The sequence below is a fragment of the Acinetobacter sp. ANC 4173 genome, from assembly GCF_004331255.1.
Lineage (GTDB): Bacteria > Pseudomonadota > Gammaproteobacteria > Pseudomonadales > Moraxellaceae > Acinetobacter.
The window spans coordinates 24,872-45,411 of record NZ_SJOF01000011.1; the positions used below are offsets into that span (position 1 = coordinate 24,872).

Sequence of the window (20,540 nt, forward strand, 5' to 3'; positions counted from 1 at the left end):
ATTTTTTTGATTCTAATTTTTGATTACACTACAAATAATGACGCTACCGTTGAAAACATCACTTAACCAATAGAGGTTTCTATTCCTATGTCTATCGATTTTAAGCAAGATATTCTCGCCCCTGTAGCTCAAGACTTTGCTGAGATGGACACATTTATTAATGAAGGAATTACCTCTAAAGTGGCATTAGTGATGGCAGTCAGTAAACATGTGGTTGAAGCAGGCGGAAAACGTATGCGCCCAATTATGTGCTTACTTGCAGCCAAAGCCTGCGGTGCTGAAGATTTAGCACAACAACGAAAATTGGCTGCCATTATTGAAATGTTGCACACTGCAACGCTTGTGCATGATGATGTTGTCGATGAGTCTGGTTTACGTCGTGGCCGCCCAACCGCAAATGCAACATGGAATAATCAAACTGCGGTTTTAGTCGGTGATTTTCTAATTTCACGTTCTTTCGACTTACTGGTCGATTTGAACAATATGACGCTATTAAAAGACTTTTCTACAGGAACCTGTGAAATTGCTGAAGGTGAAGTGTTACAACTACAAGCTCAACACCAGCCTGATACCAATGAACAAACGTACTTAGATATTATTCATGGCAAAACTTCGCGTTTGTTTGAGCTGGCGACTGAAGGGGCTGCGATCCTGACAGGTACACCAGAATACCGTGAACCTCTTAGAAAATTTGCTGGTCATTTTGGTAATGCCTTCCAAATTATTGATGACATTTTAGATTACACCTCTGATGCTGAAACACTGGGTAAAAATATTGGCGATGATTTAATGGAAGGTAAACCGACTTTGCCACTCATCTCTGCACTACAACACACCACAGGCGAGCAACACCAAATCATTCGTAAGAGTATTGCAACAGGTGGTACAGCACAACTCGATCAAGTGATCGAAATCGTACAACAGTCTGGCGCTTTGGATTATTGTCGTAAACGCGCTACTGAAGAAACTGAAGCTGCGTTAACAGCACTTATGGCTTTGCCTGATACACAATATCGTCAAGCATTATCTAATTTGGCACAATTGGCTTTACACCGAATTCAATAAAGTAGACTTACTTATTTGCTTATGCATATACAATTTAATGATGTATTGCGGAACATGCAGCAACAGCTTGAGCTTTCTCAGGCTGTTGATGATGTTTTGCTGATTGAACTGGTCAATCACATTCGACCCAGTGACAGTAAGAACATAGAAGAAATAGAACAAAAATTTCAGCAGTTTATTCAAATCCTTTTACTTACACCCCATGCTGCAATTACCTTACAAAGTTTTCTTCTCCGCCTGATCAATCAATACAAACAAACCAGTTTATTTGCCGATACAGGCATTTTATCGCTTGATGGTGTTTGGAATCAGTTGGCTCAGCGTGTAGGTGCTCACTTTTTACCCTTAATCCATGATGAAACCCAACTTCAAGAATTGGTTCGACGAGTGTTTCATCAGCCGAATGATCAATACTGGCTAGATCAAGTTTCTGAAAAAAATTGGCAGCAGTTATTTCAACTCTTAAATCAAGGACATGGCAATCAGAAAGAAAAGCTTAAAATTAAAAGTGAACTGATTAAAGCAATTACCGTAATTTCATATCGAATTAGTGGCATTGGCTTATACCCTGAATTTATTAATGCGCAACCTGAACTGACGGAATACGAATCTCCATTTTTAGTACAAAATCGTGAGATTATTGAATTTATTCAGCATTATAAAAAATTGCATCAAAATCGGGACGAATTAGCTGTCATTGCGCCACCCGATGCTTCACAAGCATTGGTCATGATTGATCAATGTCGAGAAGTGGTGTTAAAAATTCGACGTGCCACGAAAAGAATTGGGGTGAGTATTAGCCTCACCTATTTGCTCTCATTATTAGAGCAATGCCTTGATCGGGTTGAACTACTTCTGCAATTGATTGTTGAAGAAGATGAGCTTCGTTACCACGCTATAGGGAGCCTACTCACCGATATTAGCCAAGCGATTTATAATGAACGCAGTGTCCGCGCCTTGTTGGCCAATAACAGCGAACTGATTGCCTTACAAGTGACTGAAAATGCCAGTAAAACTGGCGAACACTATGTAAGTACGGACAAAAAAAGTTTTTGGTCTATGTACCGCTCCGCTGCAGGTGCTGGGGTAATTATTGCCATCATGGCCACCTTAAAAACTTTAGCCTCTCGTGTCGTGATGGCACCCATCATGCAAGCGTTTGTGTATAGCATGAATTATTCTTTTGGTTTCATGCTTATTCATATTGTGCATTGTACCGTCGCAACCAAACAGCCTGCGATGACCGCTGCCGCACTTGCATCGACCGTACAGCATCGCAAAGGCTCTAAGACGGCACAAATTGCTGAATTAGCCGCTTTAATTATTAATATTATTCGCACCCAATTTATTGCAATTATTGGCAATATCTCCATTGCTATCCCAACCGCGGGATTGATTGCTTGGTTATGGCAAACCGGATTACATGAACCGCTAATGAATCATGCCAAAGCAGCAAAAACATTACATGATTTAAATCCATTTACCTCTTTAGCAATTCCACACGCAGCAATCGCAGGGATCTGTCTGTTCTTATCGGGCTTGATTGCTGGATATTTCGACAATATGGCCGTTTACCGAAAAGTAGGACCTAGACTTAAAGCACATCAACAATTGAAATTATATATAGGGCAAGAACGCCTCAATAAGTTTGCAGAATATGTAGAGCGAAATTTAGGTGCGCTCGCGGGTAATTTTATTTTTGGGATCATGCTCGGCAGTATGGGCACTATAGGTTTTATTTTGGGTCTCCCCTTAGATATCCGACATATTGCTTTTGCTTCTGCCAACTTCATACAAGGTCTCATGAATATTAATGATAGCCCTGATATTGGCCTAATTATTGTATCTTTTTTAGGCGTGCTTTTAATTGGTTTGACCAACTTATTTGTGAGTTTCACACTGACCATTATTGTTGCTTTGAGGGCACGTCGCGTGCGTTTTGAGCAATGGAAACCGTTGGCAAAATTAGTACTGACCCACTTTTTAACACGTCCAAGTGATTTCTTTTGGCCACCAAAATCGCCTTTAGTCGTTGACGAAACTACAAATACTCACAAAACTTTAAGTAAATGATTTGTTATATTTCCACCTTACTATAGAGAAATTTAACCGAGTTCACGCAGACTTGAAAAAAAGTGTACTGACTAGTACACTTTGACCCAGATATTAACTGGGGGGAGGTCCGGTTAAACGAACAAGAGGTTAATGCATGCCATACTTGTTGCTTATTATTGGTTGTTTTTTGTTATTTTTCAGTGTTTTGATTTTAAACACTCCCACTCTGCTTTCATTCGATTTGGCTATAGTCGAATGGGCAAGTCATCATCGTACTGAAAATCTGAACCAAATAACAACGCTACTATCAGCAATTGGGGGGATGCCAGCTGTACTTTTTTTTACCACTTTATGGAGTTCCTACCTAACTTGGTCTAAAAAATACACTGATATATTACTGATTTGTTTAGGACTGATTGGAAGCGGAGCCTTTGCTTGGCTACTTAAATACGAGATTGCAAGACCACGCCCACCTGAAATATTTCACTTGGTTCAGAGTTATGGTTCTTCTTTTCCAAGCGCGCATAGTGTTTATGCTGCTGCTTTAAGTGGTCTGGTTATTTATGTATACCGTGAACACTCCAAATACTCATATATTTGTTGTTTTTCAATTATATGGTTCATTTTAATGGGGTGCTCAAGAGTGTATTTAGGCGTACATTTTCCTTCCGATGTTCTTGCAGGTTGGGGCATAAGTTTTCTTTGGATTACCCTGCTATATATAGTGTTACAACACACTATTAAGCAAAAAATAAATTAATTTTTAGATAATAATCTAACTGAGGTGGAACAATGATGTCTGCAAAGCTTTGGGCTCCAGCCCTCACCGCTTGCGCATTAGCAACAAGTATTGCACTTGTTGGTTGTAGCAAAGATCAAAAAGATGCGCAGCAGGCTGGTGCATCTCAACAAATGCCACCAACGGAAGTTGGTATTATTGTTGCGCAACCGCAAAGCGTCGAACAATCTGTAGAGTTATCTGGCAGAACCACAGCATTTGAAGTATCAGAAGTTCGCCCGCAAACCAGTGGTATTATTCTGAAACGCTTATTTGCAGAAGGGAGTTATGTCCGTGAAGGTCAGGCGCTTTATGAGTTAGATTCTCGTACCAACCGAGCTACACTCGATAATGCAAAAGCAGCACTCTTACAACAAGAAGCCAACTTAAGTTCGCTTAAAACAAAGCTCAATCGTTATCAACAACTGGTTTCAAGCAATGCCGTTTCGAAGCAAGAATATGATGATTTAGTCGGTCAAGTGAGAGTGGCTGATGCACAAGTTGCAGCTGCACGTGCACAAGTCAAAAATGCTGAAGTAGACTTAGGTTTCTCAACCATTCGTTCTCCTATTTCGGGTCAAACCAACCGTTCAACGGTAACGGCGGGTGCGCTTGTCACTGCAAATCAGACAGACCCCTTGGTGACCATTCAACGGTTAGACCCAATTTATGTGGATATTAACCAATCTAGCACCGAATTATTGCGTCTACGCCAACAACTCAGCAAAGGCAGTTTGGACAGCAGTAACAACACACGTGTGAAGCTGAAACTTGAAGATGGTAGCTACTACCCAATTGAAGGTCGTTTAGCATTCTCTGATGCCAGTGTAAATACAGAAACGGGTACGGTCACGATTCGCGCGGTATTCCCAAATCCAAATCACTTGCTATTACCCGGTATGTTTGCCAATGCGCAAATTGTGCAAGGGGTGATTCCGAATGCGATTTTAGTTCCTCAAGCGGCAATTACGCGTACACCAACAGGTCAAGCGATGGCGATGATTGTGGATGCGAAAGGTGCAATTGAGTCACGTCCTGTAACCACAGTGGGTGTTCAAGGTCAGGATTGGATTGTCACTGAAGGCATTAAAACAGGTGAAAAAATTGTGGTTGATGGTGTTGCAAAAGTAAAACCGGGACAAACCGTTTCTGCCAAACCATATCAACCTCAAACTGAGGCGCCAAAAGCTTCTGCGCCAGCATCTGCTGAAAAACCGCAAGCGAAACAAGCAGAATCAAACACTGAACAAAAAGCTACTTCACACGCATAAGGGGTAGACTGAATGGCTCAATTTTTTATTCATCGCCCCATTTTTGCGTGGGTGATTGCACTGGTCATTATGCTGGCGGGTATTCTTACGCTAACAAAAATGCCAGTTGCCCAATATCCAACGATTGCACCGCCCACAGTGACAATCGCTGCAACTTATCCGGGTGCTTCTGCACAGACTGTTGAAAATACGGTTACTCAGATCATTGAACAACAAATGAATGGTCTGGATGGTCTACGTTATATTTCCTCTAACAGTGCCGGTAATGGTCAGGCATCCATTAACTTAAACTTCGAGCAAGGGATTGACCCTGATATTGCGCAAGTTCAAGTACAGAACAAACTACAATCGGCAACAGCACTTTTACCTGAAGATGTACAACGTCAAGGGGTAAAAGTGACCAAGTCAGGTGCGAGTTTTATGCAGGTTCTTGCATTTTACTCTCCTGATGGAAGCTTATCTGCGGCTGACATTAAAGACTATGTGAACTCAAATATTTCTGAACCGCTCAGCCGTGTTGCTGGTGTCGGTGAAGTGCAAGTCTTTGGTGGTTCATACGCCATGCGCATTTGGCTTGATCCTGCCAAAATGACCAGCTTACAAATCACACCAAGTGATATTTCTACGGCGATTAATGCACAAAACTCTCAAGTGGCGGTTGGTCAGTTAGGCGGTTCACCTGCTGTACAAGGTCAAGTACTGAATGCAACGGTGAATGCTCAAAGTATGTTGCAAACGCCTGAGCAGTTTAGAAATATCTTTCTAAAAAATACGGCTTCAGGTGCTCAAGTTCGCTTAGGTGATGTTGCACGTGTTGAACTCGGTTCGGATAACTATCAATTTGACTCTAAGTTTAATGGTAAGGCCGCTGGCGGTGTTGCGATTAAACTGGCAACAGGTGCCAACGCACTAGATACTGCTGCGGCGGTTGAAGAACGCTTAAGTGAACTTCGTCAAAACTATCCAGCTGGTTTAAAAGATCAACTGGCTTATGACACCACGCCATTTATTAAGCTTTCCATTGAAAGTGTAGTACACACGTTAATTGAAGCTGTCGTGTTGGTATTCATTGTCATGTTCTTATTCTTACAGAACTGGCGTGCCACGATTATCCCAACATTGGCTGTTCCAGTCGTTGTCTTGGGTACATTTGCTATCATTAACATTTTTGGTTTCTCAATCAACACGCTCACCATGTTCGCGATGGTCTTAGCGATTGGTCTTCTGGTCGATGATGCGATTGTCGTCGTTGAAAACGTCGAACGTGTAATGCAAGAAGAACATCTTGACCCAGTCGCTGCAACTGAAAAATCAATGCAACAGATTTCTGGTGCCTTGGTGGGTATTACCAGTGTGTTAACGGCGGTATTCGTTCCAATGGCATTCTTTGGTGGTACAACGGGGGTTATTTACCGCCAGTTCTCCATCACGCTTGTGACCGCAATGATTTTATCACTGATTGTGGCATTAACCTTTACCCCTGCCCTCTGTGCGACCCTGTTAAAACAACACGATCCGAATAAAGCTGAAAGTAACAATATTTTTGCGCGTTTCTTCCGTTGGTTTAACAGCAGTTTTGAAAAACTGTCAGTAAAATACCAAGGTGGTGTCAACCTTATGACCCATCACAAAGTATTCTCTGGTGTGATTTATGTTCTTGTAATTGCAGGTTTAGTGGGTCTATACAAAGCATTACCCTCTTCGTTCTTACCGGAAGAAGACCAAGGCGTCGTCATGACTTTAGTTCAACTTCCACCAAGTGCAAGTCTTGAACGTACCGACAAAGTCGTGACCACCATGACGGATTACTTCCTGAACAAAGAAAAAGAAAACGTTGATTCGATCTTTACCGTTTCTGGTTTCTCGTTCACAGGTGTGGGTCAAAACGCTGGTCTTGCTTTTATTAAACTGAAAGACTGGAGTGAACGTACAACTCCTGAATCGCAAATTGGTGCAATTATTCAACGTGGTATGGCACTGAATATGATTGTTAAAGATGCATCTTACATTATGCCTTTACAATTACCAGCAATGCCCGAACTAGGTGTCGCATCAGGTTTTAATATTCAGCTGAAAGATGCAAGTGGTCAGGGACATGACAAGCTGATCGCTGCACGTAATGCGATTTTGGGCATGGCTGCACAAGATAAACGTCTTGCAGGCGTACGTCCAAATGGTCAGGAAGATACCCCTCAATACCAAATTACCATTGACCAAGCACAAGCAGGCTCAATGGGTGTGAGTATCTCTGATATCAATAGCACCATGAGCATGGCATGGGGTGGTTCATATATTAATGACTTCGTTGACCGTGGTCGTGTGAAAAAAGTCTATGTGCAAGGCGAAGCAAATGCACGCATGATGCCTGAAGACTTGAACAAATGGTACGTGCGTAATAACGTCGGTACGATGGTTCCGTTCTCAGCATTTGCAACTGGGCAATGGACTTACGGTTCGCCACGTTTAGAGCGTTATAACGGCGTATCTTCCGTAAACATTCAAGGGACTCCAGCGCCAGGCGTTAGTTCGGGTGATGCGATGCTTGCGATGGAAGAAATCATTGGCAAGTTACCGTCTATGGGCTTACAAGGTTTCGACTACGAATGGACAGGTTTATCTTTAGAAGAACGTGATTCAGGGAGCCAAACAGGTCCTTTAATGGTTCTTTCGATGCTCATCGTGTTCTTATGTCTTGCCGCCTTATATGAAAGCTGGTCTATCCCTGTTTCAGTATTACTGGTTGTACCACTCGGTATTATCGGTGCATTTACTTTAACGTGGTTAGGTATGATCATTAAAGGCGATCCGAACCTGTCATTTAACATCTATTTCCAAGTCGCAATTGTTGCCGTTATTGGTCTTTCAGCAAAAAATGCCATCTTGATTGTAGAATTTGCGAAAGAATTGCAGGAAAAAGGTGAAGATCTATTTGAAGCAACTTTGCATGCTGCAAAAATGCGTTTACGCCCAATTATCATGACCACCCTTGCCTTTGGTTTTGGTGTACTTCCGCTGGCACTTTCTACAGGTGCGGGTGCAGGAAGTCAGCATTCAGTAGGTTTTGGTGTACTTGGTGGTGTGATTAGTTCTACACTTTTGGGTATTTTCTTTATTCCAGTATTCTTCGTTTGGATTCGTAGTATCTTTAAATACAAACCTAAGAAACAAAATAATCAGGAGCAAACATCGTGATGCAAAAAGTATGGTCTATTTCAGGTCGTAGCATTGCGGTATCTGCACTTGCGCTTGCTTTGACTGCATGTCAAAGCATGCGTGGTCCAGAACCCGTCGCTCAAGCGGATATCCCAACAGGATATATTAGTTCAACAGCAGGTCCTTCTGTTGCTGAACAAGGCTATAAAGACTTTTTTGCTGATCCACGATTAGTACAAGTTATAGAAATGGCTTTAGCGAATAACCGTGATTTACGTACTGCAACCTTGAATATTCAACGTGCGCAGCAAACGTATCAAATTAGCGAAAACAACCAACTGCCAACCATTGGTGCAAGTGGTAGTGTGCTTCGTCAAGATACCCTGAGCAGCAACAAGCCGATAACAACTTATAATGTGGGTCTCGGTGTGACTGCTTATGAGTTGGATTTTTGGGGTCGTGTTCGTAGTTTAAAAGACAATGCTTTAGACAGCTATTTGGCAACTCAAAGTGCACGTGATGCAACGCAAATTTCATTGATTGGCCAGGTTGCACAAGCATGGCTGAGCTATTCCTTTGCCAATGCCAACTTAAAACTGGCAGACCAGACGCTTAAAGCACAGCTTGAGTCTTACAATCTGAACAAAAAGCGTTTTGATGTCGGTATCGATAGCGAAGTCCCTGTACGTCAAGCACAAATTTCAGTTGAAACTGCACGTAATGATGTTGCTAACTACAAAACTCAAGTTGCACAGGCACAGAACTTGTTGAACCTGTTGGTTGGTCAAGCTGTTCCTGCAAACTTATTGGCATCACAACCTGTTAAACGCATTACCCAAAGTACGGCGTTGACAGCGGGCTTGCCAAGCGACTTGTTAAATAACCGTCCTGATGTCCGCGCTGCGGAATACCAATTGTCTGCTGCGGGCGCCAATATTGGTGCAGCAAAAGCAAAATTGTACCCAACCATCAGCTTAACAGGCACAGCGGGTTATGCATCGACAGATTTAAGCGACTTGTTTAAATCTGGTGCCTTTGTCTGGTCTCTTGGCCCAAGCTTGGACCTTCCAATCTTTGACTGGGGCACGCGTCGTGCCAATGTGAAGATTTCAGAAACTGACCAAAAAATTGCGTTGTCAGATTATGAAAAAACCATTCAAACCGCTTTCCGCGAAGTGAATGATGCCTTGGCAGTCCGTGAAAATATTGGTGACCGTTTGGCAGCACAACGTCGTCTTGTAGACGCGACCAACATCACCTATAAGCTTTCAACTGCTCGCTTCCGTGCAGGTATCGACAACTACCTCACTGTACTTGATGCACAGCGTACATCGTACTCAGCGGAACAAGGTTTGTTATTGCTTGAACAAGCAAACTTAAACAACCAAGTTGAAGTGTATAAAACCCTTGGTGGCGGCGTTAAAGCCAACACGACGGATCAAGTGGTGAAACAGCCTTCTTCTTCAGATGTGAAATACAACAAAACAGCAAACTAAGGTTTGCGGTATGAAAAGCTCACTTCGGTGGGCTTTTTTATTGCTTTTTACTAGGCTTTTTCCTATCTTCAAAGACAATCAAATCATTTAAAAATTGAATATTATGCTTTTAAGTAACCTTGAGTCTGTTCCTGGACATACAATTTCCCAACAACTGGATGTGGTCTATGGCAGTACGGTTCGGAGTAAACATGTTGGGCGTGACTTTCTAGCAGGTTTAAAAAATATTGTTGGCGGTGAACTTACGGCCTATACCGAACTGTTAGAAGAATCACGTCAAGAAGCCATGAAGCGGATGATTGCAAAAGCACAAAGCTTAGGGGCCAATGCCATTGTGGGAATTCGTTTTTCAACCTCAAATATTGCCCAAGGTGCTTCAGAATTATTTGTTTATGGCACCGCAGTGCGTGTCACACCCTTAAACAACCATCTCCCTGATCCATTTCCAACACAGGCTTAACGCATGGAAAGTTTAATTTTCCAACTGCTGATGTTTGTGGTGCTCTTTAGTGTCGGTTTTGGCTTTGGTCGTTATAACGAACGCAAACATTTGGCAGAGTTAGAACAGAATGAAAAGCGTCTTGCCTACATCACCGTAGGGAGTTTACGCAAAGTGAGTTTTGAGCAGTCTGGGCACATGATCAGTAGCAATGTTGTGATTTCTCATGATTATTTCAAATATGTACTGGCCACTGTGCAAAACTTTTTTGGGGGGAGACTCACCAGCTATGAAAGTGTCGTGGATCGTGCACGTCGTGAAGCCATTGTCCGACTCAAACTTGAAGCAGAAAAATACGGTGCAACGCATATCGCCTGCATACGCTTGGCGACTACCGAAATGGGCATGCAAGGTGGCATGGTTGAGGTTTTTGCTTATGGCACAGCCATTTTGAAGTCGTAAATCATCATCCCTATTCACCCAACACAAACAGCATGAGTTTTCAAAAGCTCATGCTCTACCATCTTTCCTCATCTATCCTGATGGTCGATTCCTCGTTAGAGGGTAATTCTCTCCACTGAATAAAATAAAAATGGACATAACCGACACTGCCAATAGGTCACAGATAATGAAAGCGTTAGCACTTAAAAGAAGTGGAGAAAGCATTACTTTCTCCGATTCTTCTTACTTTACTTTCGCTTTACGAATCATACGATACAGAGCACTTGGTGATAAACGTGAAACCAATACGCCTAATTTTTCTTTACGCCCACCAATCACAATATATTCATCACCTTGCATTAATGACTTAACTGCGTACTGTGCAAATTCATCTGCTTCTAAACCATTGGCTGTTGCTTCATTATCAAAGCCTTGTGCCTGACCCGCTCCATTTAAGGCGTTAATAGACACATTGGTTTTTACAAAACCAGGGAAAACCACTGAAACATCCACCCCTTCTTCTGCCACTTCTGCCCTTAAACTGTTTGCCCACATGTGAATGGCTGCTTTTGCCGCAGAATATGAAGCACGATATTGGGTACCTAACAGCCCTGCAATACTCGAAACAAATACCACTCGACCTGACTTTTGTTTTAAAAATGTAGGTAAAACAGTTTTGGTTAAAAATACCTGCGAAAAATAATCGACTTCCATAATGGTACGTTCAGTTTGCATGGTGGTTTCTGCAATCAGTGCACGCTGACTTAAACCCGCATTATTAATGAGCCAGTCAATCTGTCCTTTGGCCGCTAAGACTTGTTCATATGCATGTAAGACTTGAGCTTCATCGGTAATATCGGCACAAATGGAAAGATGTAAATCTGGATTTAACAATCCAACACGAACCTTTTCTAATTCATCGATGCGACGGGCAGTCAGCACCACTTGTGCGCCTTGTAATGCACATTCTTGTGCCAAGGCTTTACCTAAACCTGAAGATGCTCCAGTAATCCATACCACTTTATTTTCTAAACTGTCTAGCTTGGCCATTGTTGTATATCCTGATTCGATTACGGCAATTGCCTAATTGTTGGTTGAATTTTCTAAAAAAACAAGGAAATGATTGAAATAATGACTCATGGTTTTGGCATCATATTGTGTGCCCAATTTATCAAAACGCTTATACCCCATTTGAGTGGTGACATGAATGACCCCGTTTAAGGTCTTATCCACCACTACATTAAATTTCAACATTTCCTTCGGAATCCGAATTAAATGCGTCACACCCTGATCCACAATTTGAGTAAATGCCTGTAAAGCAGGCATCACCGCGGAATTATTACCTTGTTGCATTTCTTCGGCAGAACTGAGTAAGGCTTGAACACTGTCTTCATCGACTGGATAGGACAAATAAAATTCACCTTCTTTTTGATACATCAGTTCATGCAGATAATTGACCATCGGCAGCAAACGTTCATTGCCAAAAAATGACACCGACCATGGCATATATTTACGCGTGGTTTCCATAATGTGCTGAATCACGTTGGCAGACTCATTGTCTCCCGAATGCGAAATGCGGGTAATCTCACCAAAGACCTGATCAATCACCTCATAGGAAATGTCTGCCAGTACCTCGCCCAATGCCTTGGCTAAACTCTCCGCTTGTCCTTGATTGAGTTGTTGATGAATATCCTGAAAACGTTGATGGGTTGCTGATTTCAACTTAAGTGAAATAACATAACTCATTCTATTTTTTCCTTTTTATCAAGTTCTACGATCTAGTGCACAATCGTTATACATGCTTCATCATAAAACCTCTGACTTGCTGTGACAATTGCAGAAACAAAGCATTTGACGAACATCCCAAAGCCGTTATTTTTTTGCTACACTAGCTGCAATTTTTTATTCACTTTTTATCTGTTCTGACTATGACTGATTCTGCGCAAAACATTGCTACGACTTACGATCCGACTGAGATCGAGAAAAAATGGTACCAAACTTGGGAAGAGCGTGGCTATTTCAAGCCCTCTGAAAAAGGTGAGTCATTTTGTATCATGATTCCGCCACCAAACGTCACGGGTAGCTTGCACATGGGTCATGGTTTTAACAATGCCATTATGGATGCCCTCACACGCTACAACCGTATGTCAGGTAAAAATACTTTATGGCAACCGGGTACAGACCATGCGGGTATTGCCACACAAATGGTGGTTGAGCGTCAATTGGGTGCTCAAGGTGTCAGTCGTCATGACCTCGGCCGTGAAAAATTCATTGAAAAAATTTGGGAATGGAAAGAGCAATCAGGCAACACCATTACCCGTCAAATCCGTCGTTTAGGTTCATCGGTAGATTGGTCTCGTGAACGCTTCACTATGGATGAAGGTTTATCCAATGCCGTGAAAGAAGTGTTCGTTAAACTGCATGAAGACGGTTTGATCTATCGCGGCAAACGCCTAGTGAATTGGGATCCGAAACTACAAACGGCCCTTTCTGACCTCGAAGTTGAGTCGGATAAAGAAGAAGCAGGCTCATTGTGGCACTTCAAATACTTCTTTGAAGATAAAAACCTACGTACCCATGATGGTAAAGACCACATTGTTGTCGCAACCACACGTCCTGAAACCTTACTGGGCGATACCGCTGTTGCTGTGGCACTGGATGATGAACGCTATACGCACCTTGTTGGTCAGAACATTATTCTGCCGATCACAGGGCGCGCTGTTCCAATCGTGAAAGATGAATATGTAGATAAAGAGTTCGGTACTGGCTGTGTGAAAATCACGCCTGCGCACGACTTTAACGACTATGAAGTCGGTAAGCGTTGTGAATTACCAATCATCAATATCTTCAACAAAAATGCAGAAGTATTAGCTGAGTTTGAATATATTGCGAAAGCAGGCGAGCAAATTTCTAAAACCATTGCTGCCCCTGCGGACTATATTGGTTTAGAGCGCTTTGCAGCACGTAAAAAACTGGTTGAACAAGCAGAAGCTGAAGGCTGGTTAGACCAAATCCAACCCTACACCTTGAAACCACCTCGCGGTGACCGTTCAGGCGTAATCGTTGAACCATTATTGACTGACCAATGGTATGTGAAAATTGCGCCATTGGCGCAACCTGCCATTGAAGCGGTTCAAGATGGACGCATCAAGTTTGTGCCTGAACAGTACAGCAACATGTACATGGCGTGGATGAACAACATTCAAGACTGGTGTATCTCTCGTCAACTTTGGTGGGGTCACCGTATCCCAGCTTGGTACGATGCTGAAGGCAACATCTATGTGGGTCGTGACGAAGCTGAAGTACGTGCCAAAAACAACATTCCTGCTGATGTTGCGCTTAGCCAAGATGAAGACGTACTGGATACATGGTTCTCTTCTGCGCTTTGGACCTTCTCAACCCTTGGTTGGACTGGCGATGCCAAGAAAGATGCAGAAAACTATTTCCTCAATACCTTCCACCCAACTGATGTGTTAGTCACTGGTTTTGACATCATCTTCTTCTGGGTTGCTCGTATGATTATGTTTACGATGCACTTCATGAAGAATGAAGATGGTACGCCACAAGTTCCGTTTAAAACGGTCTATGTACACGGTTTAGTCCGTGATGGCGAAGGTCAAAAAATGTCGAAGTCGAAGGGCAACGTGCTTGACCCACTGGATTTGATTGACGGTGTAGACCTTGAGACGTTGGTACAAAAACGTACCACTGGTCTGATGAACCCGAAACAAGCGGCGAAGATTGAAAAATCAACCCGTAAAGAGTTCCCAGAAGGCATTCAAGCCTATGGTACTGACGCAGTGCGTTTCACCTTCTGTGCGCTTGCCAACACGGGTCGTGACATTAAGTTCGACATGAAGCGTGTTGAAGGTTACCGTAACTTTGCTAACAAAATCTGGAACGCAACCCGTTTCGTGATGATGAACTGTGAAAATCAAGAAATTGGTAGCGAAGTTCGTCAAGACCTTTGGGAATTGCCAGAACAGTGGATCGTGAGCCGTCTGCAAAAAGCAGAAGCTGCGGTACAACAAGCTTTCGCGACCTACCGTTTAGACTTGGCTGCACAAGCGATTTACGAGTTCATTTGGAATGAATACTGTGACTGGTATGTCGAACTGACCAAACCTGTTCTGAATGATGAAAACGTATCGGTTGAACGTAAAGCGGAAGTTCGTCGTGTACTCCTTGCGGTGATGGAAGCATCTTTACGTCTTGCACATCCGCTTATGCCGTATTTGACGGAAGAAATTTGGCAGACGCTTGCACCGAAACTCGGTATTTCTGGCGAAACCATTATGTTGGCACAATACCCTGTTGCCAACCCTGAGCGTGTAAACGAACAAGCTGAAGCAGATATGCAATGGCTTCAAGGTTTGATTGGTGCGGTACGTAACATCCGTGGTGAAATGGGCTTAGGTAATGCGCGTTTATTACCAGTGCTTCTACAAAACACGACTGAAGCTGAGAAAGCTCAAATCACGCGTATTGAAGCGTTGTTTAAAGCCTTGGCGAAAGTAGAAAGCATCACGTTCTTGGCTGATGGTGAGCAACCACCATTGTCATCATCTTCTGTGGTTGGACATGCGTCTGTCTTTGTTCCTATGAAGGGCTTAATTGACCCGAAAGCAGAATTAGGACGTTTGCAGAAAGACTTAGACAAAGTGCAAAAGCAGCATGACGTCATTGCAGGCAAACTTTCTAATGAAGGTTTTGTGGCGAAAGCACCAGCAGCGGTTGTTGAAGGCGAGAAAGTGAAACTGGCTGAGTTTGCAGATCAGTTAGTGAAAATTAAAGCGAATATGGAGCAGATTGCTGCGCTTTGATCCTGTAATTTGATTACTATTTAATCTAGAATCCTCTTCAACTTTGAAGGGGATTTTTTATGTATCCAATAATTGGACATCATATTTTTTTATTTTTATTAGGAATACTTTTATTCTTTACAGTGAACTTTATAGGTAAATATTCAAAAGGATTTGGGTATGCAGAAATTAAATTTGATATTCATAGTGATGAACTAGTAGGATTTAATTTCATTCTTAGAATACTCACACCCGTAGTTTTTACTATTCTTGTTTCCTCAGTACTTTTTTACTTCAAATGGGACTATTTAGTAACTAACATCTACTTACTAGTAGCCTACAGTTTTGTATTTCGAGCACTTTGGAACATAGTACATAATCGCACTAAGTTAATAAATTGGTATGTACAAATTGGATATGCCTCTATTGCAATAGCAGCTACATATTTAGCTTATAAATATTTAATTTTACCGAAAACACCTCTTTTTCCCGATTTAGAGACTATTGCTAATGAGCTATGGATTATAATTTTTTTGTTTTTATATAAGATCTTTAATGAAATTAAGTTTGAACCCAGATTCAAGAAAAAAAGAGTTGATAGTTATATTGAAAACCGTTTATCTGTATTTAAAAATAAATATGAAAACATCATTGATGTAACAATAGACAAAGAGCTTCAAAATTTTAAGAATAAAGCTAATAGCTATCTAATGGATCAAAAAAACTTAGAGGATTTTAAGTTTTTAAGACATACTTCACTAATGCCTTTTGATTGCATTTTTAAATTTTTTATAAAAGATATAATTTTTTCTATTATGATTAATGAAGATTTTAATAGACCATTTATTTTTAGAAAATTAGAAAAAATATTGTGTAAAGTATCAGGTAAACGTTATACACAAGGTATTATGCAAGTTTCATCGATCATTCCTTTATCTGATGAGGAAAGTATCAAATTAGCAATCCATAAAATTTTTGAAGATGCATATAACTGCTTTCTTGAAGAAACTGTTTATTTATCAGAGTCCCTATTAGTGATTTATATTGGGCGAAACTATAATCCATGTGATGACTATATCAGTTCAGTTGACGATATATATAACATTATTAAAAATGAAAAATCTGGTGAGCTACAGATTTTTATTAATGACCACACACTAATAGGTTTAGATTCATCGTTTAATCTTGAATAATTTTTTTTCATTCCCCTATCACATAGGGAGAGGGCGCATCATCTGACCTAAAGATTACGCATGAATTTAACAATGGATGTTCCCTCTCCTTTTAGGAGAGGGTTAGGGAGAGGTCTGTTTTAATTCAGAACATCTCCGCCACAAATCCGCCAACACCACATCCGTCCGACTCAAAACATTATGATTCCAATAACGCACCACGCTTAAATCCAAAGCTTCTAAAAACTTGGTTCGTTCAGCATCATATTCAATTGCATCGTCAGTGCTATGCTGACTGCCGTCTAGCTCAATCACCAAACCCAACTCATGACAGTAAAAATCTACAATATAGGGTGCAATCACATGCTGTCTGCGAAATTTCAAATTCATAAATCGTTTAGCACGAAGTAGTTGCCGCATCAGGTTTTCTGCATCTGTGGCGTTATGTCGCATAGTCTGGCAAATTCTAATAATTGTGGGTCTATCATTTTTATTATTACCTCTCCCTAGCCCTCTCCTAAAAGGAGAGGGAATTTTCATTATTAAATTCATGGTGCTAAAAATCACTTGCAGCTCCCACTCCCTCAGGGATGAGGAATATTATTCCGCAAGGGGGTGAGGGAAAATCACAACACCCCATGCCCCAACAACATCTCTACCCCACTCACCTTCCTCATATGCTTTAAACGTTCTTTTTCCCACTTCAACTGCTGCTTTAACTCAGCAGCATCTTTATCAATCACCTTATACACATCACTCATTTTGAGCTGTTTGGTATTGACATGACTGCTCAAGTGAAAAGACGCAAAGATATCCTCTAACTGGCTTTGCAAGTTCTGACTCTGTGCTTCCAAAGACAACTGATAAAACTTCACTTGTTCCGAACTTAAAGCTTTTGAGCTTAGACCTTTATTGGTTTCAAGCTGTAACTGGAGTTTCAATAAATAAAATAAATCCTGCTCTGCATGGGCGTCATTGACCTTCTGCAAAAGTTCAGTCTTATCTAATTTCTTCGCTTCATCAGGCTCACGGTCAGGGTGGATCATCGCGGTAATTTTTAAATACACCGTTTTCAGCGACTGCGCTGCCATTTTGGCTGCTTGCTCACGCTTTTCTTGTTGTTTTAACTGCTTGGCACGTTCTCGCTCTGCTTCATACTGGGCAGAATCATATTCATAATTTTCCCAGTCTACATCCACGTTTTGTTCTACCGTTTCAGCGAGATCATGATTTTGTATTGAGTTTGCTTTGGCTTTCTTCGCGCGTACATGCTCTGCATGCTGCATATAGAAAATATCAATTTTCTCTACTTGTTCTTTTTGCGCGGAAGTTAGCATTTGAGATTTTTTTAGCATCTTGGCTAAAGCGGCTATTTTGGTGTCAATCTGCGCCAAGTCCGCTTTGCTAAAGGCATCACTGGCTAAGTGATTCCACAAGCAATCGAGCTGTGCAAATAAAACCGTGTGTAACTCGCTATACACAGGTAAAAGCTTACTGCGCGTATAGTTTTGAATGTCGGCTTGCGCATTTTTCCATATCGCCAGTTCTTGCTTTTGCTGTTCAATCTGATCAATTAAACGATTTAATTTTTTCTGCTGTTGGGAAAGCTCAACTTTAGGTTGTCGGCTAATTTTTAGATCCAAAGCCATCACCAAACCACTCAAAAAAGAAAAAGTGTAACAATAATCAAATGCCAAAAGTAGCGTGCTGCCCTATCTAGATAGAACAGCATGCTGAAGATGAGACTTAATTGGTTATACAGACATCAAACAGTAAGTGAAGCAATCACTCGATTACGTCCTTGTTGTTTTGCCAGATACAAATTTTTATCTGCGCGGCGAATGGCATCGTTCATATCACGATCATCCAACTGCACCAGACTGACCCCAATACTCAAGCTTATTGGGTGGTTTTCAATCATCTGTTCCTGTTCAATGGTCATCCGTATTTTCTCTGCCAAGTGTGCTGCACCATCAAGCGTTGTTGCAGGCAATAAAGCAATAAATTCCTCACCGCCTAAGCGTGCGACAAAATCAGTAATCCTTAACGTGCTTGGTAAAATCTCAGCGACACGTTGTAATACCTGATCACCCATTTCATGCCCAAAGGTATCATTCACTTTTTTAAAAAAATCGATATCTATCAGCAGCACCGCATAAGTCTGTTCGGTGCGCGACATTTGAGTAAATAAATACTCCAAATAATCATTGAAGGCGCGACGGTTATGCAATCCTGTAAGGGCATCGTAACGAGCTATGTGTGCCAATTCGACATTGGCGACTTGGAGTTCATGGGTACGTTCTACCACTTTTTGTTCCAGTGTGGCATTGGCCTCCTGTAGTTGATGCTTTTGGCTCAGTAACGTATCGGTCATGCTCTGTAATGACTGGGACAAACCCTGAATTTCACGAATGCTGGTCTGGGTTTCAAAGCGAATATCTTCCTGACCTTTTTCCACAGCATGCGCAGACTGCGCCAAAGTTTCAATCGGACGGCTAAATTTATTGGCTAATTTATAGGTCAACAGTAACAGCAAGAGCGACAGAATAAAGCCCATCGCCAAAATTTGATGTTGCAGTGCTCGAACTTCTGCCAAGGCAATTGACACAGGCTGACGAATAATGACATGCCAACCTAAATTCATTTTGGTTTGAGAAAGTACAGGTACGTCTGTAGTCAAATATTGTTGGTCTTCATTCCAATCATGCAAAAAATAATGTGCACGATTTTCCCGATACGCTGGCGGATTGACTTGTCCAATGCTTTTAAAGGGATACAGAATTTCCCCCTGCTGATTCACAATAAACACTTCTATGCCACGCTGTGCGGCATTTTCAGATAATGCGCTGCTGAGAACATGACTTGCCCAGCTCCAGTCTGCATGTGCAGCCAAGACCCCTTTTATTTTATGTGTAGCAGGGTCATAAATTGGGGTCGCAAAATCAATAAAACGCATGGGCTCATTCGGATTAATGGCTTTAATTTTCTTGGCCAATAAAACAGCCTTGTGTACATCGCCCAAATAGACTTGCTTTGAACCATGTATAAACCAATCCCGTTCGGAAACATCTGCACCTTGCAATAAATGATCTGCGGCGACTTCGACTTTGCCCTCCAGATTAGCAATCCCAAGCCAAGCATAATATTTATAAGATTTTTTTACTTGATCGAGTTGCAACTGGACCCGTGGATTATAGAAGTCTGCTTCGGCAATAAAAGGCGATTGGCTTAATAGCACCATTTCCCGTTCACGTTCTGTCAGTGAATTTGCCAAAGTATTACTGATACTTTTCGCAGCAATATATAAGGTTTGACCACTGGTCTTGCTCATTTGAGCCGAAGCCGTTTTTCCGATATATAAGGTAATACAGAGTCCCAACACAAAAGACATACCTGCAAATAAAATCAGGAGTCGATTACGAAAGGAATCTAGACGAAACATAAAAAACTGTCCCTGTTATGATGTAATTTTCAAATCGCATGACTATATCAGATCTGACCGAATAAGTTGGGATTTACAACTGCTGATAAAAAATATCAGATCACCCCCTCGCGACCACAACTTTTTAGCATCTCACATACTCAAAACAGCAAGTATTTGTATGCTTATTCAATAAATTGCACTCAAAAATGTACAACCCATTGATTATTAAGCTGTTAAACATGCTAGATTAAAATTTAGTATTATTTAATAAAAATTTCATTTATTTAATATTACTTAAAAATAAGCTAAATATTCAGACCATGTCATTACGAGCGGCATGTATTGTGCTTGGTTGTAATATGGATGATCCATTCACCTTAAATTTGTTTAAAACTTAAAGATTTATCGTTAACAAAGCATCAACAATCTGACCTGCGCAACTGA

General features: G+C 41.4%; 14 protein-coding genes and 1 pseudogene. 10 read left to right on the forward strand and 5 right to left on the reverse strand.

Annotation, left to right across the window (positions count from 1 at the left end):
- Positions 1–87 precede the first annotated feature (87 nt).
- From sdsA to E0H94_RS13015, 8 genes are all read left to right on the forward strand, one after another.
- Complete coding sequence (sdsA, locus tag E0H94_RS12980) at positions 88–1,065, forward strand: All-trans-nonaprenyl-diphosphate synthase (protein WP_131326902.1); 978 nt, start codon at positions 88–90, stop codon at positions 1,063–1,065.
- 21 nt (positions 1,066–1,086) lie between these two features.
- Positions 1,087–3,138, forward strand: coding sequence for a site-specific recombinase (locus E0H94_RS12985; RefSeq protein WP_131326903.1), 2,052 nt, complete (start codon positions 1,087–1,089; stop codon positions 3,136–3,138).
- 136 nt (positions 3,139–3,274) lie between these two features.
- Positions 3,275–3,880, forward strand: a complete 606-nt coding sequence (locus tag E0H94_RS12990; protein ID WP_131326904.1) for a phosphatase PAP2 family protein — start codon at positions 3,275–3,277, stop codon at positions 3,878–3,880.
- 32 nt (positions 3,881–3,912) lie between these two features.
- Positions 3,913–5,169 (forward strand): efflux RND transporter periplasmic adaptor subunit, encoded by a 1,257-nt coding sequence (locus E0H94_RS12995; RefSeq protein ID WP_131326905.1) that lies wholly within the window; start codon positions 3,913–3,915, stop codon positions 5,167–5,169.
- A gap of 12 nt (positions 5,170–5,181) precedes the next feature.
- Entirely contained in the window at positions 5,182–8,361 is a 3,180-nt protein-coding gene (adeJ, locus tag E0H94_RS13000) for a multidrug efflux RND transporter permease subunit AdeJ (protein WP_131326906.1), read from the forward strand.
- Complete coding sequence (gene adeK / locus E0H94_RS13005; RefSeq protein ID WP_131326996.1) at positions 8,361–9,818, forward strand: multidrug efflux RND transporter AdeIJK outer membrane channel subunit AdeK; 1,458 nt, start codon at positions 8,361–8,363, stop codon at positions 9,816–9,818. The genes adeJ and adeK overlap by 1 nt, the downstream gene beginning before the upstream one ends.
- Before the next feature lie 103 nt (positions 9,819–9,921).
- Entirely contained in the window at positions 9,922–10,278 is a 357-nt protein-coding gene (locus tag E0H94_RS13010; protein ID WP_131326907.1) for a YbjQ family protein, read from the forward strand.
- 3 nt (positions 10,279–10,281) lie between these two features.
- Positions 10,282–10,719: a YbjQ family protein gene (locus tag E0H94_RS13015; protein WP_131326908.1), complete on the forward strand. Its 438-nt coding sequence runs from the start codon at positions 10,282–10,284 to the stop codon at positions 10,717–10,719.
- Positions 10,720–10,941: 222 nt separating this feature from the next.
- On the opposite strand, the gene E0H94_RS13020 is transcribed toward E0H94_RS13015, so the two are convergent.
- A complete protein-coding gene (locus E0H94_RS13020) occupies positions 10,942–11,748 on the reverse strand; it encodes an SDR family NAD(P)-dependent oxidoreductase (RefSeq protein ID WP_131326909.1) in 807 nt (268 codons plus the stop codon).
- A gap of 33 nt (positions 11,749–11,781) precedes the next feature.
- Positions 11,782–12,444: a hypothetical protein gene (locus tag E0H94_RS13025; RefSeq protein ID WP_131326910.1), complete on the reverse strand. Its 663-nt coding sequence runs from the start codon at positions 12,442–12,444 to the stop codon at positions 11,782–11,784.
- A 182-nt stretch (positions 12,445–12,626) separates the two neighbouring features.
- Here E0H94_RS13025 and E0H94_RS13030 point away from each other — a divergent pair, with 182 nt between their 5' ends.
- Positions 12,627–15,521, forward strand: coding sequence for a valine--tRNA ligase (locus E0H94_RS13030; RefSeq protein ID WP_131326911.1), 2,895 nt, complete (start codon positions 12,627–12,629; stop codon positions 15,519–15,521).
- Between the two features lie 59 nt (positions 15,522–15,580).
- A complete protein-coding gene (locus E0H94_RS13035; protein ID WP_131326912.1) occupies positions 15,581–16,693 on the forward strand; it encodes a hypothetical protein in 1,113 nt (370 codons plus the stop codon).
- A 102-nt stretch (positions 16,694–16,795) separates the two neighbouring features.
- Here E0H94_RS13035 and E0H94_RS13040 read toward each other — a convergent pair.
- The 3 genes and pseudogenes from E0H94_RS13040 to E0H94_RS13050 form a co-directional block, all read right to left on the reverse strand.
- Positions 16,796–17,160, reverse strand: a pseudogene (locus tag E0H94_RS13040) (endonuclease domain-containing protein).
- A gap of 138 nt (positions 17,161–17,298) precedes the next feature.
- The gene (locus E0H94_RS13045; protein ID WP_131326913.1) at positions 17,299–18,321 is read right to left on the reverse strand and encodes a molecular chaperone DnaJ; all 1,023 of its coding nucleotides are present in this window, start codon (positions 18,319–18,321) and stop codon (positions 17,299–17,301) included.
- Between the two features lie 116 nt (positions 18,322–18,437).
- On the reverse strand, positions 18,438–20,114 hold the full coding sequence (locus E0H94_RS13050; protein ID WP_131326914.1) for a sensor domain-containing diguanylate cyclase: 1,677 nt from the start codon (positions 20,112–20,114) through the stop codon (positions 18,438–18,440).
- Between the last annotated feature and the right edge of the window lie 426 nt (positions 20,115–20,540).